The organism is Buchnera aphidicola BCc, from assembly GCF_000090965.1.
Taxonomy (GTDB): Bacteria; Pseudomonadota; Gammaproteobacteria; order Enterobacterales; family Enterobacteriaceae; genus Buchnera_F; species Buchnera_F aphidicola_F.
The window spans coordinates 278,764-304,440 of sequence record NC_008513.1; the positions used below are offsets into that span (position 1 = coordinate 278,764).

Annotated in this window: 22 protein-coding genes and 5 tRNA genes; 17 read left to right on the plus strand and 10 right to left on the minus strand. The window is 17.8% G+C overall.

Annotated elements, in window-relative coordinates:
• Positions 1-5 precede the first annotated feature (5 nt).
• The 7 genes from BCC_RS01260 to aroQ all read left to right on the plus strand — a co-directional run bounded on the left by BCC_RS01260 (position 6) and on the right by aroQ (position 6,638).
• Complete coding sequence (locus tag BCC_RS01260) at positions 6-1,160, plus strand: bifunctional chorismate mutase/prephenate dehydratase (protein WP_011672631.1); 1,155 nt, start codon at positions 6-8, stop codon at positions 1,158-1,160.
• A gap of 84 nt (positions 1,161-1,244) precedes the next feature.
• Positions 1,245-2,591: a signal recognition particle protein gene (locus BCC_RS01265; protein WP_011672632.1), complete on the plus strand. Its 1,347-nt coding sequence runs from the start codon at positions 1,245-1,247 to the stop codon at positions 2,589-2,591.
• A 54-nt stretch (positions 2,592-2,645) separates the two neighbouring features.
• Positions 2,646-2,912 (plus strand): 30S ribosomal protein S16, encoded by a 267-nt coding sequence (rpsP, locus tag BCC_RS01270; RefSeq protein ID WP_011672633.1) that lies wholly within the window; start codon positions 2,646-2,648, stop codon positions 2,910-2,912.
• Positions 2,913-2,929: 17 nt separating this feature from the next.
• Positions 2,930-3,439, plus strand: a complete 510-nt coding sequence (gene rimM, locus BCC_RS01275) for a ribosome maturation factor RimM (protein ID WP_011672634.1) — start codon at positions 2,930-2,932, stop codon at positions 3,437-3,439.
• Between the two features lie 11 nt (positions 3,440-3,450).
• Complete coding sequence (trmD, locus tag BCC_RS01280) at positions 3,451-4,137, plus strand: tRNA (guanosine(37)-N1)-methyltransferase TrmD (RefSeq protein WP_011672635.1); 687 nt, start codon at positions 3,451-3,453, stop codon at positions 4,135-4,137.
• Between the two features lie 70 nt (positions 4,138-4,207).
• Complete coding sequence (gene rplS, locus BCC_RS01285; RefSeq protein ID WP_011672636.1) at positions 4,208-4,555, plus strand: 50S ribosomal protein L19; 348 nt, start codon at positions 4,208-4,210, stop codon at positions 4,553-4,555.
• A gap of 1,624 nt (positions 4,556-6,179) precedes the next feature.
• On the plus strand, positions 6,180-6,638 hold the full coding sequence (aroQ, locus tag BCC_RS01290) for a type II 3-dehydroquinate dehydratase (RefSeq protein WP_011672637.1): 459 nt from the start codon (positions 6,180-6,182) through the stop codon (positions 6,636-6,638).
• A gap of 39 nt (positions 6,639-6,677) precedes the next feature.
• Here aroQ and BCC_RS01295 read toward each other — a convergent pair whose 3' ends face one another.
• From BCC_RS01295 to BCC_RS02120, 3 genes are all read right to left on the minus strand, one after another.
• Entirely contained in the window at positions 6,678-7,004 is a 327-nt protein-coding gene (locus tag BCC_RS01295; RefSeq protein ID WP_011672638.1) for a helix-turn-helix domain-containing protein, read from the minus strand.
• Positions 7,005-7,085: 81 nt separating this feature from the next.
• The gene (locus BCC_RS01300) at positions 7,086-7,874 is read right to left on the minus strand and encodes an RluA family pseudouridine synthase (protein ID WP_328283813.1); all 789 of its coding nucleotides are present in this window, start codon (positions 7,872-7,874) and stop codon (positions 7,086-7,088) included.
• Positions 7,844-8,050: a S4 domain-containing protein gene (locus tag BCC_RS02120; protein ID WP_236607825.1), complete on the minus strand. Its 207-nt coding sequence runs from the start codon at positions 8,048-8,050 to the stop codon at positions 7,844-7,846. The genes BCC_RS01300 and BCC_RS02120 overlap by 31 nt, the downstream gene beginning before the upstream one ends.
• Positions 8,051-8,267: 217 nt before the next feature.
• On the opposite strand from BCC_RS02120, the gene alaS reads away from it, so the two are divergent.
• The 4 genes from alaS to BCC_RS01320 all read left to right on the plus strand — a co-directional run bounded on the left by alaS (position 8,268) and on the right by BCC_RS01320 (position 11,580).
• The gene (gene alaS / locus BCC_RS01305; RefSeq protein WP_011672640.1) at positions 8,268-10,913 is read left to right on the plus strand and encodes an alanine--tRNA ligase; all 2,646 of its coding nucleotides are present in this window, start codon (positions 8,268-8,270) and stop codon (positions 10,911-10,913) included.
• Positions 10,914-11,022: 109 nt separating this feature from the next.
• A complete protein-coding gene (gene csrA / locus BCC_RS01310) occupies positions 11,023-11,202 on the plus strand; it encodes a carbon storage regulator CsrA (RefSeq protein WP_011672641.1) in 180 nt (59 codons plus the stop codon).
• Between the two features lie 198 nt (positions 11,203-11,400).
• Positions 11,401-11,487, plus strand: a tRNA-Ser gene (locus BCC_RS01315).
• Between the two features lie 19 nt (positions 11,488-11,506).
• Positions 11,507-11,580: transfer RNA gene (locus BCC_RS01320), tRNA-Arg, on the plus strand.
• A 206-nt stretch (positions 11,581-11,786) separates the two neighbouring features.
• On the opposite strand, the gene zapA is transcribed toward BCC_RS01320, so the two are convergent.
• The 5 genes from zapA to BCC_RS01345 all read right to left on the minus strand — a co-directional run bounded on the left by zapA (position 11,787) and on the right by BCC_RS01345 (position 13,131).
• A complete protein-coding gene (gene zapA, locus BCC_RS01325) occupies positions 11,787-12,077 on the minus strand; it encodes a cell division protein ZapA (protein WP_011672642.1) in 291 nt (96 codons plus the stop codon).
• Between the two features lie 42 nt (positions 12,078-12,119).
• A complete protein-coding gene (gene rpiA / locus BCC_RS01330; RefSeq protein ID WP_011672643.1) occupies positions 12,120-12,776 on the minus strand; it encodes a ribose-5-phosphate isomerase RpiA in 657 nt (218 codons plus the stop codon).
• Positions 12,777-12,835: 59 nt separating this feature from the next.
• A tRNA-Gln gene (locus tag BCC_RS01335) sits at positions 12,836-12,907 on the minus strand.
• A gap of 53 nt (positions 12,908-12,960) precedes the next feature.
• A tRNA-Leu gene (locus tag BCC_RS01340) sits at positions 12,961-13,042 on the minus strand.
• 15 nt (positions 13,043-13,057) lie between these two features.
• A tRNA-Met gene (locus BCC_RS01345) sits at positions 13,058-13,131 on the minus strand.
• A 211-nt stretch (positions 13,132-13,342) separates the two neighbouring features.
• On the opposite strand from BCC_RS01345, the gene BCC_RS01350 reads away from it, so the two are divergent.
• The 3 genes from BCC_RS01350 (at position 13,343) to polA (ending at position 19,138) form a co-directional block, all read left to right on the plus strand.
• Positions 13,343-14,992: a glutamine--tRNA ligase/YqeY domain fusion protein gene (locus BCC_RS01350; RefSeq protein ID WP_011672644.1), complete on the plus strand. Its 1,650-nt coding sequence runs from the start codon at positions 13,343-13,345 to the stop codon at positions 14,990-14,992.
• A gap of 81 nt (positions 14,993-15,073) precedes the next feature.
• A complete protein-coding gene (eno, locus tag BCC_RS01355) occupies positions 15,074-16,372 on the plus strand; it encodes a phosphopyruvate hydratase (protein WP_011672645.1) in 1,299 nt (432 codons plus the stop codon).
• A gap of 105 nt (positions 16,373-16,477) precedes the next feature.
• Positions 16,478-19,138 (plus strand): DNA polymerase I, encoded by a 2,661-nt coding sequence (gene polA, locus BCC_RS02075; RefSeq protein WP_011672646.1) that lies wholly within the window; start codon positions 16,478-16,480, stop codon positions 19,136-19,138.
• A 4-nt stretch (positions 19,139-19,142) separates the two neighbouring features.
• Here polA and yihA read toward each other — a convergent pair whose 3' ends face one another.
• Complete coding sequence (gene yihA, locus BCC_RS01365; protein WP_011672647.1) at positions 19,143-19,751, minus strand: ribosome biogenesis GTP-binding protein YihA/YsxC; 609 nt, start codon at positions 19,749-19,751, stop codon at positions 19,143-19,145.
• Between the two features lie 215 nt (positions 19,752-19,966).
• On the opposite strand from yihA, the gene typA reads away from it, so the two are divergent.
• Positions 19,967-21,781, plus strand: coding sequence for a translational GTPase TypA (typA, locus tag BCC_RS01370; protein WP_011672648.1), 1,815 nt, complete (start codon positions 19,967-19,969; stop codon positions 21,779-21,781).
• Between the two features lie 106 nt (positions 21,782-21,887).
• On the opposite strand, the gene ygfZ is transcribed toward typA, so the two are convergent.
• Complete coding sequence (gene ygfZ / locus BCC_RS01375; RefSeq protein WP_011672649.1) at positions 21,888-22,862, minus strand: tRNA-modifying protein YgfZ; 975 nt, start codon at positions 22,860-22,862, stop codon at positions 21,888-21,890.
• A 155-nt stretch (positions 22,863-23,017) separates the two neighbouring features.
• On the opposite strand from ygfZ, the gene prfB reads away from it, so the two are divergent.
• Together prfB and lysS are read left to right on the plus strand one after the other, a co-directional pair.
• Positions 23,018-24,116, plus strand: a protein-coding gene (prfB, locus tag BCC_RS01380) for a peptide chain release factor 2 (RefSeq protein WP_011672650.1) whose coding sequence is annotated in 2 segments (ribosomal slippage) — positions 23,018-23,092 and positions 23,094-24,116 — 1,098 coding nt in all. Because the reading frame shifts where the segments join, the coding sequence is not laid out codon by codon here.
• 2 nt (positions 24,117-24,118) lie between these two features.
• The gene (gene lysS / locus BCC_RS01385; protein WP_011672651.1) at positions 24,119-25,627 is read left to right on the plus strand and encodes a lysine--tRNA ligase; all 1,509 of its coding nucleotides are present in this window, start codon (positions 24,119-24,121) and stop codon (positions 25,625-25,627) included.
• Positions 25,628-25,677 lie beyond the last annotated feature (50 nt).

Sequence of the window (25,677 nt, forward strand, 5' to 3'; positions counted from 1 at the left end):
TTAAAATGAAAAAAAAAACTCTTAATTATTTAAGAAGTCAAATAAATTATATTAATTATAAAATAATTAAACTATTATCACAACGAGAATTAATATCAATTGATATTCTTAAAAATAAAATATGTAATAATTTTAAAATTCAAGATAAAAAACGTGAAGTACAATTATTCCAAAAAATAGAAAAAATTAGTAAGAAAAAAAAAATAAATTTAGTATTTATAAAAAAAATTTTTAAATTAATTATAAAAAATTCTATATATATTCAAAAGTTTTGGAATAAAGAAATTTTTAAAAAAAAAAAAATATATAATTGTGGATATTTAGGACCTATCGGTTCATATTCATATATCGCTTTAAATACTCTTATAAGAAAAGAAAAAAAAATTTTTTTAGAAAATGCATACAAAAATTTTGAATCAATTATAACGGATTTAAATAAAGAAATTTGTAAATACGCAATATTACCTATAGAAAATAATATATCAGGAATTATTCCTGAAGTATACGAGATACTAAAAAATCAAGAAGAAATATATATTATTCAAGAAGTATATATAAAAATTAAACATACTTTGTTAACTATAAAAAATAGTATTTTTTCTGAAATCAAGAATGTATATAGTCATCAACAACCATTTAAACAATGTAGTAATTTTCTTAAAAACTTTCCAAAATGGAAAAAACATTGTTTTAATAGTACTTCTGCTGCTATGACTCATTTATTAAAAGAAAATAAAAAAGATACGGCTGTAATTGGAAATATTGTCGGTGGTTCATATTATAATTTAAAAAAAATTGCAACAAATATTAGTAATAAAAAAAAAAACATAACTAGATTTATTCTAATATCTAAAAAACCTAGAAAATTATTAAATTTTGTTTCTAAAAAAATAACTATGTTATTAACAATTATTAAAAATAAAAAAAACAAAAAAAAAATATTAAATATTTTTAGAAAAAAAAAAATAATACTTTTAAAATTAATAAAAAATAAAAATATAAATAAAAAAAAAGAAATAACATATTTTATAGAAATTCAATTAGATATTGAATCAAAGAAAATACAACATTTATTATTTAAAATTAACAAATATACAAAAAGAACAAAATTTTTAGGTTGTTATCCTATTGAAGAAAAATTAAATAATAGTATAAAATAATTGTAAATTAATATTTATTAAAAAATAAAAAATTTTATATTACAATAATAATTATAACTTGTATAAAGGAACAAAATAATAATTATGTTTAATAATTTAACAAAAAAAATAACTAATATTTTTGATAAAATATCATATAAAAGTTATTTAGAAAAAAAAACAATAAAAAAAACATTAAATAAAATAAAGTTAGCATTTTTAGATGCAGATGTTGCATTAAATGTAATTAAATTATTTTTAAAAAAAATAAAAAAAAAAATAAAAAAAAAAAAAATTAATAAAAATTTAAGTCCTAGTCAAAATTTAATAAATATAATACTAAAAGAATTAATTAAAATTTTAGGAAAAAATCATTATTCTTTTAATTTTTTATTTAATCAATTAAATATTTGTACTGTTATTGGTCAACAGGGGGTAGGAAAAACGACGAGCACTGCAAAATTAGCATATTTATTAACAAAAAAATATAAAAAAAAAGTCTTAGTAGTATCCACTGATATATATAGACCAGCTGCTATTGTTCAATTAAAAAGATTAATAGAAAAAACAAAAGCAAATTTTTTTCCATCTGTAGTAACACAAAAAATAATGACTATTATTAAATCAGCTATTAAAGAAGCTAAAAGAAAAAAATATGATGTATTATTAATTGACACAGCAGGAAGATTACATAACAATAGTAAAAAAATTCAAGAATTAAAAAAAATACAAGAATATACTCAACCAAATGAAACATTGTTAATTATTGATTCTATGATAGGGCAAGATTCAATTAATTTAATTAATAAGTTTAATAAAGAATTTAATTTATCAGGAATTATTCTAACAAAATTAGATAGTGATACAAGAGGAGGAGTTGCATTATCAATTCGTACATTAACAAAAAAACCAATAAAATATATTGGAACTGGAGAAAAAATTTATGATTTACAAATTTTTCATCCTGAAAGAATTGCAAAAAGAATTTTAGGAATGGGAGATGTAATCTCTTTAATAGAAGATATTCAAGATAAAATAAAAAAAAAAGAACTAAATTTATTAAATGAAACTACAAAAAAAGGAAAAATTTATAATTTAAATGATTTTTTAATACAAATTAAACAAATTAAAAAGATTGGAGGAATTAATTCATTAATTAATAAATTACCAATAAATATAATTTCTTCTAATTCATTATTCAATGATATAGATGAAAAATCTTTTATAAAAATTGAAGCTATGATTAATTCTATGACTAAAAAAGAAAGAGAATTTCCTACAATTATAAAAGCTTCTCGAAAAAAAAGAATTTCATTAGGTTCAGGAAATACTATACAAGAAATTAATATTTATTTAAAAAAATTTGAAAATATTAAACGAATTATGAAAAAAATTAAAACAAATAAAAAAAACAAAATATTTGAAAGTATTAAAAATTATTTAATAAAATAGATAATATTTTTATATTATGCAAATATTATTTTAAATTATAGAACAGGAAAAAAAATGATCAAAATAAGATTATCTAGACATGGAATGAAAAAAAAACCATTTTATCAAATAATTATAGCTAATGTAAGATCCTCTAGAAATGGTAAATTTATTGAACGCGTTGGATTTTTTAATCCTTTTGCCAAAAAAAATGAAGAAAAAATACGAATTTCAACTAAAAGAATACAATATTGGTTAGAAAAAGGAGCTAAAAAAACGAATAGAATTAAAAATTTATTAATACAATTTAAAAAAATATCATCAAATAACATTAAAATATAAATTTTTACTTAACAATTATGATTACAATAGGAAAAATAGGTAAACCATATGGAATTCTAGGTTGGTTTCATATGTTTTCTTATACAGAAAAAAAAAATAATATTTTTAATTATTTTCCGTGGAAATTAGAAAAATCAAATATTTTATTATATAAAAATAATATTATACATTATAAAACACATACAGATCATTTTTTAATAAAAATAAAAGATATAAATAATCGAACACAAACTTTAAATTTTATAAAACAAAATATATTAATCAAAAATTTTCAATTACCAAAATTAAAAAATAAAGAATATTATTGGAATGATATTTTCTCATGTTATATATTTGATTTAAAAAAAAAAAAAATAGGATCTATAAAAAATATTATAGACAATAAATTTTATTGTACTTTAGAAATTTTATATAAAAAAAAAAAAATATATATACCTTTTATACAACCAAATTTCATCAAGAAAATAGATATAAAAAAAAAAATTATAGTTATTGACTTAACTAATTTAAATAACCAATTAATTTAAATATACAAAAAATGATATATTTTACTGTTATTAGTATTTTTCCAAATTTATTTAAAAATATTTTTAAATATGGAATAATATCCCAAGCAATCAAAAAAAAAATAATTCAAATAAATATATTAAATTTAAGAGATTATAGTAATAATAAAAGAAAAAAAATAGATGATAAAGTATACGGTGGTGGTTCTGGAATGTTAATTATGTTTTTACCTTTATTTTTAGCTGTTAAAACAGCTAAAAAAAAATATGGAAAAAAAAGTATTGTTATATATTTATCACCACAAGGAAAATTATTAAACCAAAATTATTTAAAAAATTTTATTAAAAATAAACATATAATATTTATTTGTGGACGTTATAAAGGTATAGACGAACGTTTTATAAAAACGCAAGTAGATGAAGAATGGTCTATTGGAAATTATATTTTAAGTGGGGGAGAAATACCTGCAATAGTATTTATTGATGTAATTACAAGAATGATACCTGGAGTTCTTAACAATAAAAAATCTTTGATTGAAGAATCATTTTCAAATAATCTTTTAGATTGTCCTAATTATACTAAACCAAAAAAAATTTTAAATTATTCTGTTCCAAAAGTTTTATTATCAGGAAATCATAAAAAAATAAAAGAATGGAGAATAAAACATGCATTAAAAAATACAATTTTAAAAAAACCAAATATTTTAAAAAGAAAATAATTATATATAATATATAATTAATATTATTTAAAATATCATAAATAAATAAATTTAAACATGAGTCATTACAATGAATAATTATATAAGAAATATAGAAAATCAGTATAAAAAAAAAAATATTCCATCATTTAAATCTGGAGATTCTATTATTGTAAAAATTTGGATTTTAGAAGGAGAAAAAAAACGTATTCAATCATTTGAAGGAATTGTAATAGCAAAAAGAAATAGAAATCTTAATTCTAGTTTTACAGTACGAAAAATATCTAATGGAGAAGGAGTAGAAAGAAAATTTTTAATTCATTCTCCAAATATACATGAAATTAAAATTGTTAGAAAAGGATTAGTAAGAAAAGCGAAATTATATTATTTACGTAGTCGTATCGGAAAATCTGCTAGAATAAAAGAATCTTTAAAATAAAAATTTTAAAAGCAGTCAAAATAAAAGAATTGACTGCAAAAATTCATAATTTTATATTACAATATATCAATTATAGATAATTTATTTATTTTAATAGTTACTAGTAATCTTATAAATACCAGAATATTTTATCCATATTTTTAAATAAAAACTTATATCATAATCAAAAAATGAATTTTTTCTTATAATATAAACAGATTTCTATAACTTATATACTGAATCCAACCAATATCTTTTTTTTAATTATACAAAAAATTTTACTATTTAAAATTATATAAATTTCTAAAATAGAAAAAATCAAATTTTTTAAGGTAATATCGACCTTATCTCTAAATAACATTACAGTGTATATTTTATACTTAATATTTGTAATAATTGTTAATAAAATACTTTGTTTTTCTAATAATAAAATTATCTTATTTATATAAGGAATTAATATATTAATATTAAAATTTTTGTCTTTTATTATTAATGATTTTACTATTTATAAAATAAATGTTTAATTATTCTATAAAAAATATTTTAAAATTCAATTTTAATAAAAATATTAGTATATTAATTTAGTATACTTACATTATTAATACTAATAGATTTATAAAAATTAGATAATTTTTCATTATTAATAATAGTAAAAAATTAAGAAGATATTTTTTCTAATTTTTTATAAAATATAGAAATTTTTATAAAAACATTTTCTTCTAAACTATTTTAATTTTTATAGAAATCAAATATTTAATTATCTAAAATTTAAAATAACTAAAAAAGATTCTATAAAAAAGTTAGTAAAAGGGGAAAAGGAAAAAAAATTTCTTTATTCTAAAATTCTATTACTAATTCTTTATTTAATTTTTTAAAAAAACTATTAAATTTTTTAATTTCTTCTTTTATTATAAAAATTTATCTTATAATTATTATTATAATCTATAATTACTTTAATATTAATAACAATTAATAAGATCATATCAGTAATTAAAAATTAATAATTAGTAAAACTAATCAAAATTTTTTTATATTTATAAATAAAAACAGTATATACATTCATAATATGAAAATTTTTTCTTCTTTCTAATTTATTAATAATATTTAAAATATTAATTTTTTCTTTAGATAAATATTTTTTAAAAAAATTTTAATAAAAATATTAAGATTTCTTATTAAAATATAAATAATTTTTATATTTTATATTTAAAATTCTAATTAAAGTTATTTTATTAATTATATTAATAAATTTAATTAGATTTTTAAGTCTAATTAAATGTTTATAAAAATAGTAGACATATCTTATACTACTTTTATTTTTACTTTATGAATATAAATATATATACTTTTTTTTTTACTTTATTTTTTAAAACTTATATTTTTTTTTAATTAAAAATAAACGCCCTAAAAATAATATTTTTATTTTTTATATCATTTAAGAAAAATAAAAATCATTTATAAAAATTAGATATATTTAAAAAATCAGTTATATTATCTAACATATAAAATTAAAATTATAAAAATAATTAATTATACAAATATATCTTATATTTTTTATAAAAAACTATAATTTTTTTTTTAAAATGTTATTATATAATAATATAATTATTTTAATTTATAAATTTTTATTTATATGGTAGATATTATGAAAAAAAAAATTAATATATTGTTAATTAACGGACCTAATTTAAATTTATTAGGAACAAGAGAACCAGAAATATATGGAAAAAAAACACTAGAACAAATAGTTAATAAAATTAAAAAAAAATCAATTCTTTTAAATGTTACTTTATATGATTTTCAATCTAATGCAGAACATAAAATAGTAGAAAAAATACATAATTGTAAGAAAAATAATATACAATTTATTTTAATTAATCCCGGTGCTTTTACTCATACTAGTATTTCTATACGAGATGCTTTATCAGCTATAAATATACCATTTTTTGAAATTCATATATCTAACATCTTTGCTAGAGAAAATTTTAGATCTCACTCCTGGATGTCTGATATAGCACAAGGTGTTATATCAGGTTTTGGAAATTACGGATATCAAATAGCATTAAAGACTGCAGTAAAATTTTTATTAGAAAAAGAAAAATAATTAATTTTTATTTTTTATAAAAAACAATATATATAATATTTATATATTAAAATTTTTTGATTTTTTAAAGATATTATTTTTATAATAAATATTTAATTTTTTTCTTAATGTACCTCTATTAATTCCTAATATTATAGCTGCTTGAGTTTGATTTCCTCTAGTAAATTGCATAACACTATCAAATAATGGTTTTTCAATTTTAGATAAAAATATTTTATATAAATTATTTTCGTTTTTATCTATTAATTTAAAAAAATAATTTTTTAATGCTAATTTAACACAATCTTCTAAAGAAAACGCAAATTTTTCTTGATTAATGATTTTTGATACAATAAATTGACTATTATTTTTATTTTTTTTAAACATATATACACTTAAATAAATTTATATTATTAAAATAATAAAAAACATTATATAAAAATTTTTTATAAAACATTTTTTTTAAAATTAATTCATATCTTCTGAATATAAAACATTAATTAATGATAACATATCTTTTGGGGGATAGATAATCCAATTTTTTTTTTTGTTCGTTTTTGGATGTATAAAATTTAACATTCTAGCGTGTAAAGCTGGTCGATTAAATTTAGATAAAAAATTTTTCATTTTTTTAGAACAATTAGAAAAATTAGATTTAATACCTTTAGAATATATTTTATCTCCTAATACTGGATGAAAAATTGATGATAAATGTACTCTAATCTGATGCATTCTACCAGTTTTTAATTGAATTCGAAGATATGTGTGATTTTTAAAAATTGTTATTACTGAATAATATGTAATTGCTTGTTTACCTCCTATACCTACGGTCATTTTTGTACGATTGTAAATATCACGTTTTATTGGTTTTTCTATTTTTCCGTCTACTTCTATTCTTCCGATTACAATAACATCATATTCTTTAATAATTTTTCGTTTTTTGAACAAATTAATTAAAAAATAATATGTAGAAATTGTTTTAGCTACTACTAAAATTCCTGTAGTATTACGATCTAATCTATGAACTATTCCCGCTCTAGGTATCAATAAATTATCAGGATAATGAAAAATTAAAGCGTTTAATAACGTTCCAGATGTATTCCCATAACCTAAATGAACTACAAAATTAGTTGGTTTATTTATAATTAATATTTCAGAATCTTCAAAAATTATATTTAAAAATATATTTTCTTTTTTAATTTTAATAAAATTTGATTTTTTATTTATTATAAGAGATATTCTATCTTTAAATAAAATTTTTTTTTTGGTTTATTAGCTGTAATATTATTTACTTTTATAAATCCTGATAAAATCCATTTTTTTATAGAAGATCTAGAAAAAGAATTTAAATGTTTTACTAAAATTTTATCTAATCTAATACTTTTCTCTTTTAGTTTTGGAACTATAAAATTAATTTTTTTTAAATTTGACATATTAACCTTGTTAAAATTTTTATATTAAAATTTATAATAATATTCTTTTATTAACAATAAATTTAATATAATAATCCTTATTTTTAAAAAATTATATTAAATTATCAATAAATAATTTATTAATATATCATAAAAGTATTTGACTAATATACAAAATATATTATTAAATAATAAAAACTATTTTTATTTTTAAATAACATTTTAAAAGAACAAAAATATGAAAACTGACAAAATTCGTGCTATGTTTTTACAATTTTTTAAAGAAAAAAATCATAAAATTTTTAAAAGTAGTTCTTTAATACCTAAAGATGATAATTCTTTATTATTTACAAATGCTGGAATGAATCAATTTAAAAAAATATATTTAAAAAACAAAAAAAAAAATCAATTATCTATTGCTACTTCACAATATTGTATTAGAACTGGGGGAAAACATGATGATTTAAAAAAAGTTGGTCATACTCCATATCATCATACATTATTTGAAATGTTAGGAAACTTCAGTTTTGGTGAATATTTTAAAGAAAATGCTATTAAATATGCTTGGGAATTTTTAACACATAAAAAATGGTTAAATTTATCTAAAAAAAAAATATGGATTACATATTATTATAATGATAATGAAACAAAAAAAATTTGGTTAAATATTATTAAAATAAAAAATACTCATTTAATTAAAATATATGATAAAAAAAATATTAAATATAATTCAGATAATTTTTGGAAAATGGGAGATTTAGGTCCTTGTGGTCCTAGTACAGAAATTTTTTATTACCAAAAAAAAAATAGAAAAGAAAAAAAATCAATAAAAAGTTATAAAGAACTAGAAAAATATTGCTTAGAAATTTGGAATTTAGTATTTATGGAATTTAATCAAATTACAAAAAAAAAAATAATTAAATTACCAATTCCATCAATAGACACAGGTATGGGATTAGAACGTATTTCTGTTATTTTGCAAAATGTTAAATCTATATTTCATACAAATAATTTTATTCAATTAATAGAAGCTATTAAAAAAAAAATAAAAATAAAAATAAAAAAAAAAAATAATGTTTCATTAAAAATAATTTCAGATCATATTAGAACATCAACATGTTTAATTGCAGAAAATATATTGCCTGGAAATGAAGGAAGAAATTACGTATTAAGAAAAATTATTAGAAGAGCTTTATGTCATGGATATTTTATAGGATTACAAAAACCATTTTTTTATAAATTATCAGAATTAATTATTTATAATATGAAAAAAATGAATTATGATTTTCATATTCAAGAAAAAATTCATAAAATAAAAAAAATATTATTTTATGAAGAAAAACAATTTTATTATATTTTAGAAAATGGATTACAAAAACTAAAAAAAATTATAAAAAATATAAAAAAAAATAAAATTTGTGAACAAAAAATATTTACTTTATATGATACATATGGATTACCTATTCAAATAACACAAAAATTTTGTAAAAAAAAAAATATATCATTTAATATAAATAAATTAAATTTAATTATCAAAAATAATAAAAAAAAACAAAAAAATAAAGAAAAAAAGAAAAAAAATTTTTCTTTTATTACTTTTAAAAAAAAATCAATTTTTGATGGCTATCATATCTATGAAAAAAAATCTAAAATTATTCAAATTATTTATAAAAATAAAAATGTATTAAAATTATCTAAATCTCAATTAGGAATTATTATATTAGATATAACACCATTTTTTAGTAAATCTAGTGGTCAAATAGGAGATTCAGGAAAAATATTAAACGATAAAGGAATTTTTATTGTTCAAAAAACAAAAAAATTTGATAATTATATCCTACATATAGGATATATAAAACATGGTTGTATAAATATTAAAGATATTGTTCATGCTAAAATCAATAAAAAAAAAAGAAAAACAATACAATCAAATCATTCAGCTACACATTTATTAAATGCTGCTTTATGTAAAATTTTTTCAGAAAAAATCATACAAAAAGGTTCATTTATAAATGATAAATATTTAAGATTTGATTTTTTTTGTAATAAAACTCTTACTGAAGAAAAAATAAATTATTTAGAAAATATTATTAATAAAAAGATTCAAAAAAATATACCTATTAACTTTGTTATTACATCTTTTAAAAAAGCAAAAAAAAAAAAAATAAAATTTTTATTAGAAAAAAAATATAAAAAAACTGTTCGTATAATTTATATTAAAAATTTTTCTATTGAATTATGTAACGGAACACACCATGATAATACAGGAAAAATTGGATGTTTTAAAATTATTGCATATAATAATATTGGAAATGAAATAAAAAGAATTACCGCAATAACTGGTATGGAAGTAATACAATATTTTAATGACAAAGATAAAATAAATAAAAAATTAGAAAATTTATTTTCAACTAATATTCATAATATTTATTTAATAGCTAAAAATATAGTAAATAAAAATAAAAAACTTTTAGAAGAAAATATAAAATTAAAAAACAAAAATATTATAGAAATTTCAAAAATTTTAATATCAAAGGCGTATTTATCAAATAAAAAATTTTTAATTATTGAAAAAACATCATATATAGAATATAAACTACTTAGAAAATTATCAGATATACTTAAAGAAAAATTAAAATCATTAATTGTTATATTAATTAATGATAACAATAAGAAAATAAATTTTTTAATTAGCATTACTAAAAATTTAAAACATATTATAAATTTAAATAATATAAAAAACATTATATTTTCAGTAATTCCAGGAACTGGAGGAGGAAAAAAAACAATTATTGAAGGTAAATTTAATATAGATAAAATTCATTTATATAAAATAGATAAAATAAAAAAAAAAATTATTAAATATATTAATAAATATAAATAATAATAATTTTTTAAAAATTTAAAATTATTAACAATTTTAATGATTAAAAATAAATTTGTTTATATTATTATAATATAAACATTTTTTTACAAAAAGGGATAAAAAGAAAATGCTTATTTTAACTCGTCGAATTGGCGAAACATTAATAATCGGCGATGAAATAACAGTAACTCTTTTAGGGATTAAAGGAAATCAAATTCGTGTTGGTATTAATGCTCCTAAAAAAATTTCTGTACATCGAGAAGAAATATATAAAAAAATTCAATTAGAAAAAAAAAATCTACTTTAATTTATTAAAAATAAATTTTATTCTGTATTTTTAAAAAAAAATACAGAATATTATATTTATAAAATAAAAATTTTAAATTTTTAAATTTTTTATTTATAAAAAATGTTTTTTATTTTAAATAAAATTTAAATTGATTTATTAAAGAAAAAAAAGTAAAATAATAATAAATTTTTAATAAAAATATTTAATAAAACCATTGGTGAGATGGCCGAGTGGTTTAAGGCGCTCCCCTGCTAAAGGAGTATATATGAAAATGTATCGAGGGTTCAAATCCCTCTCTCACCAATATAATAATATAATTTATGCATCCGTAGCTTAGTTGGATAGAGCACTCGGCTACGAACCGAGAGGTTGAAGGTTCAAATCCTTCCGGATGCAAAAATCATATATTTTTTATATAAATAATATATAAAAATATTTAATATAAGAAAAATAATTTTTTTTATAAAAAAAGATATGAGAATAAGAATAAATTTATAAATATTTTTAGAAATGGAAATATTTAGATGAAAATATTAAAATTTAATTACATAAGTTTATTTTTGTTTCAACAACATTAAAAAACATATTTATAATAAAATAAATTATTTATTTAAAGCTAAATCAAGCATTTGATTTAAATTTAACATTCTAGATTTAAAATGTTTAACACAATGAATAGATTTTTGTTTTTCTAATTCCAATTCATATGAAATATTTAACGCAGTAATAAAAATTAACTGTTCTATATTTGTAACACCAGTTTTTTCTTGTAAATCTTCTAAACGTTTATTTAAAATATTTGCTATATAGTATAGATCAGAAGAATTTTTATCTGGACAATTGACTTTTATAAGTCTACCAAAAACTTCTATATCTAAAGATTTTAATGACATAAAATTTTTCTCTATAAAAATTTAATTATAAAAAATATTTAATTATAAAATTATTGTTCGAACATAATTGGAATAACTTATTAATAAAGTATCAGCCTTTCGAATACAAAATAAACCTACAGAAACTACTCCGGGAATATTATTAATAATTTTTTCTAAATTAGTAGGGTATATAACATTTAAATTATATGCATCAATAATATAATTACCATTATCAGTAATAAAATTTTTTCTGTATTTTACGAATCCACCCATTTTTAGAATTTCTCTAGAAACAAACATAAGTGACATAGGAATAACTTCTATGGGTATTGGAAAATTATTAAATGTATTAACATACTTTGATTTATCAATAATACATAAAAATCTTTTTGCTGCAGAAGCTATAATTTTTTCTCGAGTTAAAGCCCCTCCTCCACCCTTAATCATTTCTAATGAAGAATTTACTTGATCAGCACTATCTATATAAATATCTAAATTTTGTATAGAATTTAAATCATAAATTGGAATATTAATTTTTTTTAATAATTTTTCTGATTTTTTTGAACTGACTACAACACCTTGTATATTTGAAAAAATTGTATATAACTCTTTAATAAAAAATTCTATAGTAGATCCTGACCCAATTCCAATAATAGAATTTTTTTTTATATATGACAGTGCATATTTTGCTACAGATTTTTTTAACGTATCAAACATATATCACCCATATAAAATACATTAAAAAGAAAAATTTTTAAAAATAAAAAAAAATTTATCTGGGGTACCTGGATTCGAACCAGGGATGCCGGTATCAAAAACCGGTGCCGTAACCTCTTGGCTATACCCCAAAAATTTAAATTAATTTTTAATATATAACAACAAATTATTTATTAATAATACATACGGAAGGCGAGATTTGAACTCGCAAACTTTTCAGTGCCAGAACCTAAATCTGGTGCGTCTACCAATTTCGCCACTTCCGTAAAATTTTATTTTTAGGGCTACAACGAGAATTGAACTCGTGACCTCAGCGTTATGAGTGCTGCGCTCTAACCAACTGAGCTACGTAGCCAATTTATAAAAATTAATATTTAATTTATAATTTTACATAAATATTTTTTTTTTTACAATAAATATTTATAATATTTTTTTTTATTTTTCTATTTTTAAAAAAATAAATTATTTATAATATAAATATAATTACTTATATTTATATTTATATTTAATTATTATTAAAATTTAATAAAATAAATAATTTAATAAATAATTAATAAAGGCAATGTATGAAAAAAAAAAGAAACAGTAATTTTATTATTAATATAGTAAAAAAATCATTAATACAAAATTCAAAAAAAAAAATAAAAACACGTTTTCCTCCAGAACCTAATGGTTATTTACATATAGGACATGCAAAATCAATTTGTTTAAATTTTAATATTGCAAAAAAATATAATGGAATTTGCAATCTTAGATTTGATGACACTAATCCAAATAAAGAAAAAATAAAATATATTAATGCTATTAAAAAAGATATCCGATGGTTAGGATATAAATGGAACGGTAAGACTAAATATACTTCTAATTATTTTGATAAAATGTATAAATATGCTATAAAGTTAATTGAAAAAAAATTAGCATATGTAGAAGAACTAAACAAAACTGATATTAAAAAATATAGAGGAACATTAAAAAAACCAGGAATAAATAGTCCATATAGAAATCGAACAGTACAAGAAAATTTAATTTTATTTAATAAAATGAAACTTGGCATGTTTCCAGAAGGATCTCTTTGTTTAAGAGCTAAAATAGATATGAGTTCTCCATATATTATATTGAGAGATCCCGTATTATACAGAATTATTTTTTCTAAACATCATCAAACAAATTATAAATGGTATATTTATCCAATGTATGATTTTGCACATTGTATTGCAGATACAATAGAAAAAATTACACATTCCCTATGTACTTTAGAATTTCAAGATAATCGTCAATTATACAAATGGATATTAAAAAAACTAAATTTTAAGAATAAAACACCTAAACAATATGAATATTCAAAATTAAATTTAGAATACACTATTGTATCTAAACGAAAGATACAAAAATTAATTGATAATAAAATAGTAAAAGGATGGAAAGATTCAAGATTATATACTATATCTGGACTAAGAAATAGAGGATATACAAAAAAATCAATTAATACTTTTTGTCAAAAAATTGGAATAACTAAACAACAAAATACAATAGAAATATCATTATTAGAATCATGTATAAGAAAAGAACTTAATATGAATTCTCCAAGAAGAATGGCAATTCTTAATCCAATTAAAGTAATAATTACTAATATTTCAAGAAAAGATATTAAATATTTAAATATCCCAAATCATCCACAAAAAAAAGAAATGGGAACTAGAAAAGTACTTTTTTCTAATAAAATATATATTGAAAAAAAAGATTTTTCTGAAAAAAATATAACAGGATATAGAGGATTAATTTTAGGAAAAAGAGTACGATTAAAATATTCTTATATTATTAAAGCAAACAAAATCTTAAAAGACAAAAATAATCAAATAATTTGTATTTTATGTACATATTATTCAAAAAAAAAATATAATAATATATATAAAGATAAAAATATTGGTATAATTCACTGGATAGCAAAAAATAATTCAATTGTAGCTGATTTTCAATTATTTGATACATTATTTACTACTAAAAATCCTGAAAAAGAAAAAAATATTTTAAAATTTTATAATCCAAAATCGTTTATTATTAAAAGAGGATATGTAGAATCAATTATTCAAAAAGAAAAAATAAAACATGCATATCAATTTGAAAGAATTGGATATTTTTATAAAAGAAAAAAAAGAAAAAATATAGAAGTATTTAATAGAATTGTATCATTAAAAAAAAGATATAAAAATAATTAAGACAATTTATTTTAAAAAAAAAATTTTATTAAATAAAATTAAATTTTCATTAAAAAATTAATATATTTTAAAGGCTATAATATGTCAAAAATAAAAAAAATACTTTCTAGAGAAATTTTAGATTCACGTGGATACCCAACTATTGAAACAGAAGTACATTTAAAAACTGGATATTTTGGATATTCTTCAGTTCCATCAGGAGCATCAACAGGATCAAAAGAAGCATTAGAACTTAGAGATAATGATAAAAATCGTTTTTTTGGTAAAGGAGTTAAAAAAGCGGTAAATTATGTTAATACCGAAATTTTTCAAGCATTAAAAAATAAAAATGCAGAAGAACAAAAAGAATTAGATAATCTAATGATAAAACTAGATGGCACAAAAAATAAATCAAGATTTGGAGCTAATGCAATATTATCTGTATCTTTATCTTTAGCTAAAGCAATAGCTTTAGAAAAAAATATACCTTTTTATTCTTATATTTCTGAAATTAATTATTCAAAAAATAATTTTTCTATTCCATTACCTATGATTAATATTATCAATGGTGGAATGCATGCAAATAATAATATTGATCTTCAAGAATTTATGATACAACCTATAGGAGCAAAAAGTATCTTACAAGCTGTCCAAATGGGATCAGAAATTTTTCATATGTTAGGAATTATTTTAAAAGAAAAAGGATATTCTACATGTGTAGGAGATGAAGGAGGATATGCTCCTAATCTTAAATCTAATGAAGAAGCATTATCTATGATTAGTTTAGCTGTTGAACGTTCTAATTATAAATTAAATGAAGATATAACATTTGCAATAGATTGCGCGTCTTCTGAATTATTTAATAAAAAAACTAGAAGATATAGACTAAAAAATGAAAATAAAGAATATAATTCAATAGAATTTACTCATTATTTAGAAAAATTAACTAAAAAATATCCAATTCGATCTATAGAAGATGGACAAGATGAAAGTGATTGGAAAGGATTTCAATATCAAACAAAAATATTAGGAAAAAAGATACAATTAGTAGGTGATGACTTATTTGTTACTAATAAAAAATTTTTAGAATATGGAATTAAAAAAAAAGCAGCAAATTCTATTTTGATTAAATTAAATCAGATTGGAACATTAACTGAAACATTAGAAACTATAAAAAAAGCTCAAGAAAACAAATATAATGTAATTATATCACATAGATCTGGAGAAACAGAAGATACTAGTATTGCTGATCTTGCAGTAGGTACAAATGCTGGACAAATAAAAACTGGTTCAATGTGCAGATCAGATCGTACATCTAAATATAATAGATTAATAAAAATAGAAGAATCTTTAAATACACAAAAAAAAACATTTAAAAAAAAATTAAATTTATTTAATTAGTTTAAAGATAATTTAAATTAATTTTATTTATAAAATATTATATTTATTAAATAGAGAAGCATTCTTTATTTAATAAATATATAAAATTAAAAATATAGAAATAAAATGAAAAAAAAAATTATTATAATTGATGGTCATTATTGTTTATATCAAAATTATTTTTCATTTATAAAATTGAAAAATAAAAATGGATCTTCCACAGGAGTTTTGTATGGATATATAAGACTTCTTAATAAATTAATTGAAAAATTTAATCCAAAAAAAATTATTATTGTGTTTGATACACCAAAAAAAACAAATCGACATAAATTATTTACTAAATATAAAAAAAATAGAATTTCTATGCCGAATGAACTTAAAAAACAAATTAATCCATTAAAAAAAATTATTAAAGCTTTAAATATAACAATTATAAGTATAAAAAAAATAGAAGCAGATGATATTATTGGAACAATATCAAGAATTTTTACAAAAAAAAAATATTATATTTTTATATATAGTGCAGATAAAGATATGACTCAATTAATTAAAAAAAATGTTTTTGTTATACCAGGTAGTATAAAAAAAGTATTAAATAAAAATGATATTTTTAAAAAATATGGTGTATATCCCAAATCTATAGCAGATTTTTTATGCTTAGTTGGAGATTTTTCTGATAATATTCGTGGAGTATTAGGAATAGGAAAAAAAACAGCAAAAATTCTTTTACAATCTTTTTCATCTATAAAAAAAATTTATAAAAATATAGAAAAAATTTCATTTTTACCTATTAAAAATATTAAAAATATTAAAAAAAATTTAGAAAAAAACAAAAAAAATACATTTTTATCATATCAATTAACTAAAATTAATAAAAATATAGAATTACCAAAAATACATTCTATAATAAAAAAAAATACATTAAATATTGAATTTATAAAAAAAAAATTTGAATTTTATCAATTAAATGAATATTTAAAAAAAATAAATGATAATACATTTTCAATTTTAAATATTTATAATAAAAAAAAAAAAATGAAAAAAAAACATAAATATATAGAAATCGTAAAAAAAAAAATATTATTAAAATTAATTAATAAAATAATTAAAAAAAAAATATTTGCAATATCTATATATGAAAAAAAAAAAAATGAAAAAAAAAAAAAATTTTATTTATCTATAACAATAGAAAAACATGAAACATGGTGGTTTATTTATAAAAAAAAAAAAAATATTTCTATTAAAAAAATATTAAAATATTTAAGACCAATATTAGAAAACAATAAATATTATAAAATTGGAAAAAATTTAAAAAATGTTTTTCATATTTTTCAAGAATATAATATTCTATTTAGAGGAATACATTTTGATACTACAATCATAAATTATTATTATAAATTGAATTATAAAAAAAACAAAAAATATCAAAATTTAATATATAAATATAAAAAAAATAAAAAAGAAAAGAGTTTTAAAAGAAAATTTATAATAATGCAAGAATCTTTGATCTCATTAAAAATATATTTTTTATTTAAAAAAAATATAAAGAAAAAAAAGAGGGAAAATTTTCAACTAATCGATATGTCCTTATTACCAATATTAGCTGAAATAGAAAATAATGGAGTTTTAATAAAAAAAAAAATATTAAAAAAACAAAAAAAAAATCATGAAAAAACTTTAAAAAAATTAAAAAAAAAAATATTCAAAATAACAAAAGAAAAATTTAATATTAATTCATCAAAACAATTACAAAATATTTTATTTAAAAAATTTAATCTTCCTAAAATATATAAAACAAAATTAGGTAATATTTCTACCAATGAAATAGTATTAAAAAAATTATCAAAAATTCATATTTTACCAAAAATTATTTTACAATTTAGATTAATAAAAAAAATCATAAATACTTACTTAAGAAACTTAATAAAATCAATAAATAATAAAACTAATAGAATTCATACTACATATAATCAAATAAATACTTCAACAGGAAGATTATCTTCAAAAAATCCTAATTTACAAAATATTCCAATTAAAACAAAAATAGGAAGAAAATTAAGAATTGCATTCATAACAAAAAAAAAATGGTTATTATTAACAGCAGATTATTCTCACATTGAATTACGAATTATAGCTCATTATTCAAAAGATAAAAATTTAATAAAAGATTTATTAAAAAATAAAGATATCCATATTAGTACTGCATCTCATATTTTTAATAAACCATTAGAAAAAATAAAAAAATATCATAGAAATATTGCAAAAACTATTAATTTTTCTATTTTATATGGCATTAGTCCTTTCGGTCTTTCTAAAAAATTAAATATTTCTATAAAAAAATCAAAAAATTTAATTTATAGATATTTCTTAAAATATAACAAAATTAAAAGATTTATTAAAAACACATATAAAACAGCAAAAAAAAGGGGATATATAAAAACATTGTTCAAAAGAAAATTATATATTCCTAATATAAATTCAAAAAATATTTATTTAAAAAATAGTGCAAAAAGATTTTGTATAAATCTTATGATACAGAATACAGCTTCAGATATTATAAAAAAATCTATGATTACATTACATCACTTATTTAAAAAAAAATTTCCTAAAGATATTAAAATAATTATGCAAATTCATGATGAATTAATATTTGAAATCAAAGAGAAAAAAAAAGACAAAATAATTGATGTAATTAAAAAAATTATGGAAAATAATACTAAATTAATTATTCCATTATACATTACAACAAAAATAGGTAAAAATTGGAAAGAAATAAAAAGTATATAATTTATTATATTTTACTTAAAAAATACCATTTAGATAATATTTTTCTAATAAATTGAATATTATTTTTATAAAATTTTGAAAAACTACATATGGTTATATTCATATGTAAATGTGAAATTTTATTATATTTTAATAATTCAATTTTTTTTTTTTCTCTTTTTGAAATTTTGTCACTTTTAGTTAAAATAATTAAAACAAATAAATTTCTTTTTTTTAAAAATTGTAAAATAAATTCATCAAATGATTTTAAAAAAAAACGAATATCAGATAATAAAACAATTCCTTTTAAACATTCTCTATTTTTTAAATAGAAAAATAAACTTTTTTCTAATAATTTTTTATCTAAATAATTAATTTTAGAATATCCATATCCAGGAAAATCAACAATTCTAAAATCTGATAAAACATGAAAAAAATTTATTGTTTTAGTTCTACCCGGTAATTTACTTATTCGAGCAATTTTATTATTTCCAGATAAACAGTTAATCATAGTAGATTTACCTACATTAGAATAACCTAAAAACGCTACTTCTATTCCGGAAAAAGTTCCTAAATTTGAATAATTAATTATACTAGTAATAAATTTCATGTTATAAAAATTTATATTATTCATATTTTCTTACCAAAAAAACAAATATTTATATTTAAAAACAAATTGAATTAATTTAAAAATATTTATTTTTATATAAAATAAATATAGTAATATACATTATATATTAAAAATATTTATATATAATAATAAAATTAATTTTTAATTTAAAAATTAATATTTTGAAAAAATTATAATTTTTTATAATTTTGATTATTTTCTTTAAAAATGGTATAAAAATGAAAAAAATAATAGCTCATGTTGATCATGGAAAAACAACATTATTAGATCAGTTACTAAAACAATCGGGTACATTTAAAAAACATGAAGAAAAAATAGATAGAATTATGGATTCAAATGAATTAGAAAAAGAAAGAGGAATTACAATATTATCTAAACATACATCAATAATATGGAAAAATTATCAAATCAATATTATTGATACTCCTGGACACGCTGATTTTGGAGGAGAAGTAGAAAGAATATTATCTATGGTAGATTCTGTTTTATTAGTAGTAGATGCCTATGAAGGACCAATGCCACAAACAAGATATGTAACAAAAAAATCTTTTTTATATAAAATTAAACCAATTCTAGTAATTAATAAAATGGATAGAAATCCTATAAGAACAGATTGGGTAATAAATAAAGTATTTGATTTATTTGTAAATTTATCCGCAAGTGATGAACAATTAGATTTTCCAATAATATATACATCAGCTTTATTAGGAACTTCAGGGGAAGATCCTAATAATATGCAGAAAAATATGATTCCTTTATTAAATGCAATTATTAAATTTACTCCTGAACCTAAAAAATCAAAAAATAATTTTTTTCAAATGCAAATATCACAATTAGATTTTAATAATTATTTTGGTATGATTGGAATAGGAAAAATACAACAAGGAAAATTAAAAAAAAATCAAGTTGTTTCAGTTCTTAGAGATAAAAAAAAGATTTATACAGGAAAGATAAATAGTATCTTAAAATTTTATGGATTAGAACAAAAAAAAACAGAAACAGCATCAGCGGGAGATATTATAGCAATTACAGGTTTAAATAACATATCAATTTCAGACACTATTTGCGATCCTGAATTTTTGTGTTCTTTACCAAAATTAAAAATTGATAAACCTACAGTAAATATGTTTTTTTGTGTAAATCAATCACCTTTTTGTGGAAAGGAAGGAAAAAATATAACATCACGGCAAATATTGGAACGATTAAAAAAAGAAACAGTAAGAAATATTTCTTTAAAAGTAAAAGAAACAAAAAATTCTAATGTATTTTCTGTTTCTGGTAGAGGAGAATTACATTTATCGATTTTATTAGAGCAATTACGAAGAGAAAATTTTGAATTAGAAGTTTCAAAACCAAAAGTAATTTTAAAAAAAAAAGATAATGTATTAACTGAACCATTCGAAATAGCAATACTTGATATTAAAAAAAATCATCAAGGACAAATAATAAAAAAAATAGGAGAGTTAAGAGGAGAAATAAAAGAATTAACAAATCAAGAAAATGATAGAATTCAAATAGAATGTATATTATCTAGTAGATCATTAATTGGATTTAGATCTGAATTTATGAATATTACTTCTGGTAGTGGTACTTTTTTTTCTTCTATTAGTCATTATGGTCCTATACAAAAAAAGCAATTCGGGCAAAGAAAAAATGGAGTATTAATTTCAAAAAATACTGGCATAGCTGTATCTTTTTCAATTAATAATTTACAAAATAGAGGAAAAATGTTTATCTCTCATGGAGAAAAAGTTTATGAAGGACAAATTATTGGAATACATAATAGATCTAATGATCTAACGGTAAACTGCTTAACTGGAAAAAAGTTAACTAACATGCGTGCTTCAGGTACTGATGAAGCAATACATTTAGTTAAACCAATTAAAATTACATTAGAATATGCATTAAATTTTGTTAATGATGACGAATTAATTGAAATAACACCCAATTCAATACGATTTAGAAAATTATATTTAAAAGAAAGTGATAGAAAAAAAGCAAAAAAAGAAAAAAAAATATACTACTATAATTAAAAAAAATTAAAATAATTTATAAAAGAGAATCTTTATATACAAATAAAAGATTCTTTTTCATAATTTAAGCATATTAATAAAATTTTTATAAAAATATTTTTATATTTTATATAATATATATTTTATAAAAATTTTCTTTGTTTGATGATAAATAAAAATTATTTTTTTTATTAAAAAATTTTTCTTTCATACGTACTTGTAATAAAATTTTATTTTTATAAACTTTTACCCAAGATAATATTATTCCAGAAATATATTTATTTCCTTCTTTATCTTTATATTTAACATTTTCATTATTAATAGGAATAGTATTACCAATTCTTCCTATTAATGCACATATAATAAATTTGTTAATTTTTTTGTTTTCATATTTACATAACATTTCTTGTCCATAATAACACCCTTTTGTAAAACTAATTGCATTCCATTTTTTTAAATCTAATGTTTGTAATATAAATCTACCAGATATTGTTTTATTGACTATAGGAAAACTAGATTCAATATCTAAAGATATCCACTGTTTATTATTACTAAATAATATTTTTTTTTTATTATCATTTAAAAAATTATGTAACATATTTCCTTTTGTTAAGATTAAAAATCTTTTCACTGGATAATTAATTTTTAGAAAAATAATATTTTTAATTTTTGTAACCATATTTTTTTTTTTAAAATGTATAAAAAAAAAATTTTTCAATAAATAATAAGAATTAGATCCACATAATCCAAATAAATGAAATTTTTTTTCTTTAAAAATTTTTATTTTATAAAATAAAGAATATTTTTTTAATTCTATTAAATGTTTATCGCATACTGAATTATTAATAATATAAAAAAAAGAATCTTTATATTTAAATATAAAAAAAATAGCTAAAACTTTTCCATTAATATTACAATGCGCGCCTATTTTATATTTATTTTTATTAATTGTATTTATATTTATTGTAAATTGATTATTTAAATAATTTCTTTTGTCTTTTCCTTTTACTCGTATAATAGACCATTGATCTAATTCTATAAAAGTACTAGATAAATTTTTACTTAAATAAATTTTATTATTATTTAAAACATTATTTTTCATATAAAATTAACCTATTTAATAAAAATCTAAAAAAATTTTATAATATATTTATATTATAAATATATTTATATTATATAATAATATTTTATAAAATATATTTATATAAAATTTTATCTTATATAAAATAAATATATATAATTAAAAATGAGAACAAAATGTTAGAAATTTCTATATTAAAGAAAAAAATAAAAAAATTAAAAGATAAAATAACAATATTAAAGAGGAATCTTTGACTATTTTTATATAAAAAAAAAAATAAAATTAATAAATTTTAAAATAAAAAAACTTTTTAAAAAAAAAAAATTTAAAAAAATATCATCTTTATATAAAAAAAAAAACAATTTTTTAAAAAAAATTAATATATTTAAAAAATTCAAAAAAAAAATCAAAGATATAAAAAATTGGATAAAAATATTTAAATTAGAAAATGATATTAATATTCTTAAAGAAATAAATATACAATATAAAGCAATAAAAAATAAAATATATGTTTTGGAATCATATATGATGTTTAATCATAAAAATGATAAAAATAATTGTTATTTAGATATACAATCTGGTTCAGGAGGTTTAGAATCACAAGATTGGACAAAAATGTTATTAAAAATGTATTTAAAATATTTATATAAAAAAAAATTTGTAACTAAAATAATTTCTGAAACAGTTGGAGATAATGGAGGAATAAAATCCATTACTCTAAGTATTAAAGGAAAATTTGCATTTGGTTGGTTAAGAACAGAAACAGGAATACATAGGCTAGTTAGAAAAAGTCCTTTTGATGCAGGAAAAAAAAGACATACTACATTTAGTTCAATATTTGTATATCCAGCATTAACAAATAATATTGATATAAATCTTCAATCTAAAAATTTAAGAATTGATGTATATAGATCTTCTGGAGCTGGAGGACAACATGTAAATCGAACAGAATCAGCAGTTCGTATAACACATCTTCCAACTGGAATAGTAACACAATGTCAAAATAGCAGATCACAACACAAAAATAAAAATACAGCAATAAAACAATTAAAAGCAAAATTATACGAAATAGAAATAAAAAAAAAAAAAATAGAAAAAAAAAAAATAAATAAAAAAAAATCAAATATTCGATCAGGAAATCAAATTCGTTCATATATATTAGATGATTCAAGAATAAAAGATATGAGAACTAAATTAGAAAGGAAAGATATTAATAATGTTTTAAATGGTGATATTCATGAATTCATTAAAAAAAGTTTAAAAATGGGATTTTAAATATGTCAAAAACTTTAAAAATAATTCAAAAAAAAAAATCCTTAGAAAAAGAATTATATACAAGAAAAAAAAAACTAAAAAAATTAAAAAAATTAGGTTTTAATTTTCCAAATACTTTTCATTATATACATACAATTAAAGAAATAAAAAAATTATATAATAATTATACAAAAAAAGAATTAGAAAAAATTAACTATAAAACGAAAATTTCAGGAAGAATAGTAAATAAAAGAACTTTTGGTAAAGCGTTATTCTTTGTTATACGAAATAATAATCATGACATTCAAATATATATTAAAAGTAATTATTTTCCAAAAAATTATTATCAAAAAAATATTCTTGAATTAGATTTAGGTGATATTATTGGGGTAAAAGGAAAAATATTTAAAACAAATACATGCGAGTTATCAATTTTATGTAAAAAAATATATTTATTAACTAAATCTTTAAGATCTTTACCTGATAAATATTTTGGATTAAAAAATCAAGAAATTAAATATAGAAAAAGATATTTAGATTTAATATCTAATAATAAAATTATTAAAATTTTTCAAAAAAGATCATTAATTATATCTAACATAAGATCTTTTATGAAACAAAAAAAATTCTTGGAAGTTGAAACTCCTATGTTACATCCTATCCCAGGTGGAGCTAATGCAAAACCATTCATCACTTATCATAATTCATTAAACGAAAAAATGTATTTAAGAATAGCACCTGAATTATATCTTAAAAAATTAATTATTGGTGGTTTTAATAAAATATTTGAAATAAATAGAAATTTTAGAAATGAAGGTATATCAACAAAACATAATCCAGAATTTACAATGATGGAAATTTATATGTCTTATAGTAATTATATTGATATAATGAATTTATTAGAAGAATTATGTATTTTTTTAGTAAAAAAAATTTCTAAATCATTAATTATTATGTATAAATCAAAAAAAATAAATTTTAAAAAACCTATAAAAAAAATGACAATGATTGAATCTATTTTAAAATTTAATAAAAATATTGATATATCTAATTTTAAAAATATAAAAAATATAAAAAAAACTGCAACAAATCTTAATATTAAAATTGATTCAAATGCATCTTTAGGAGAAATTACAAATTTAATTTTTGAAAAAACAACAGAAAAAAAAATTATTCAACCAACATTTATTACTGAGTATCCAATTGAAATTTCTCCATTAGCAAAAGAAAAAAATAAATATTTTGCAGAAAGATTTGAATTTTTTATTGCAGGTTATGAAATAGCAAACGGTTTTTCTGAATTAAATGATCCAGAAGAACAAAAAAAACGATTTAAATTACAAATATCTAAAAAAAATTATACAGATAAATCAAAAAATTTTTCTTATGATAAAGATTATATTATTGCTTTAGAACACGGTTTACCTCCTACATCTGGATTAGGAGTAGGAATTGATAGATTGATTATGATTTTAACTAATCAAAAAACTATAAAAGATATTATTTTTTTTCCTTTATTAAAAAAAATTTAATATTAATTAAATTAAATTAAATAAATATTTTTATATATAAAATTTTTAAA

Excerpts from the sequence above, each read along its gene's own strand:
- BCC_RS01260 (WP_011672631.1), top strand. The coding sequence starts at position 6 with ATGAAAAAAAAAACTCTTAATTATTTAAGAAGTCAAATAAATTATATT.
- BCC_RS01265 (WP_011672632.1), top strand. The coding sequence starts at position 1,245 with ATGTTTAATAATTTAACAAAAAAAATAACTAATATTTTTGATAAAATA.
- rpsP (WP_011672633.1), top strand. The coding sequence starts at position 2,646 with ATGATCAAAATAAGATTATCTAGACATGGAATGAAAAAAAAACCATTT.
- rimM (WP_011672634.1), top strand. The coding sequence starts at position 2,930 with ATGATTACAATAGGAAAAATAGGTAAACCATATGGAATTCTAGGTTGG.
- trmD (WP_011672635.1), top strand. The coding sequence starts at position 3,451 with ATGATATATTTTACTGTTATTAGTATTTTTCCAAATTTATTTAAAAAT.
- rplS (WP_011672636.1), top strand. The coding sequence starts at position 4,208 with ATGAATAATTATATAAGAAATATAGAAAATCAGTATAAAAAAAAAAAT.
- aroQ (WP_011672637.1), top strand. The coding sequence starts at position 6,180 with ATGAAAAAAAAAATTAATATATTGTTAATTAACGGACCTAATTTAAAT.
- BCC_RS01295 (WP_011672638.1), bottom strand. The coding sequence starts at position 7,004 with ATGTTTAAAAAAAATAAAAATAATAGTCAATTTATTGTATCAAAAATC.
- BCC_RS02120 (WP_236607825.1), bottom strand. The coding sequence starts at position 8,050 with ATGTCAAATTTAAAAAAAATTAATTTTATAGTTCCAAAACTAAAAGAG.
- alaS (WP_011672640.1), top strand. The coding sequence starts at position 8,268 with ATGAAAACTGACAAAATTCGTGCTATGTTTTTACAATTTTTTAAAGAA.
- csrA (WP_011672641.1), top strand. The coding sequence starts at position 11,023 with ATGCTTATTTTAACTCGTCGAATTGGCGAAACATTAATAATCGGCGAT.
- zapA (WP_011672642.1), bottom strand. The coding sequence starts at position 12,077 with ATGTCATTAAAATCTTTAGATATAGAAGTTTTTGGTAGACTTATAAAA.
- rpiA (WP_011672643.1), bottom strand. The coding sequence starts at position 12,776 with ATGTTTGATACGTTAAAAAAATCTGTAGCAAAATATGCACTGTCATAT.
- BCC_RS01350 (WP_011672644.1), top strand. The coding sequence starts at position 13,343 with ATGAAAAAAAAAAGAAACAGTAATTTTATTATTAATATAGTAAAAAAA.
- eno (WP_011672645.1), top strand. The coding sequence starts at position 15,074 with ATGTCAAAAATAAAAAAAATACTTTCTAGAGAAATTTTAGATTCACGT.
- polA (WP_011672646.1), top strand. The coding sequence starts at position 16,478 with ATGAAAAAAAAAATTATTATAATTGATGGTCATTATTGTTTATATCAA.
- yihA (WP_011672647.1), bottom strand. The coding sequence starts at position 19,751 with ATGAATAATATAAATTTTTATAACATGAAATTTATTACTAGTATAATT.
- typA (WP_011672648.1), top strand. The coding sequence starts at position 19,967 with ATGAAAAAAATAATAGCTCATGTTGATCATGGAAAAACAACATTATTA.
- ygfZ (WP_011672649.1), bottom strand. The coding sequence starts at position 22,862 with ATGAAAAATAATGTTTTAAATAATAATAAAATTTATTTAAGTAAAAAT.
- lysS (WP_011672651.1), top strand. The coding sequence starts at position 24,119 with ATGTCAAAAACTTTAAAAATAATTCAAAAAAAAAAATCCTTAGAAAAA.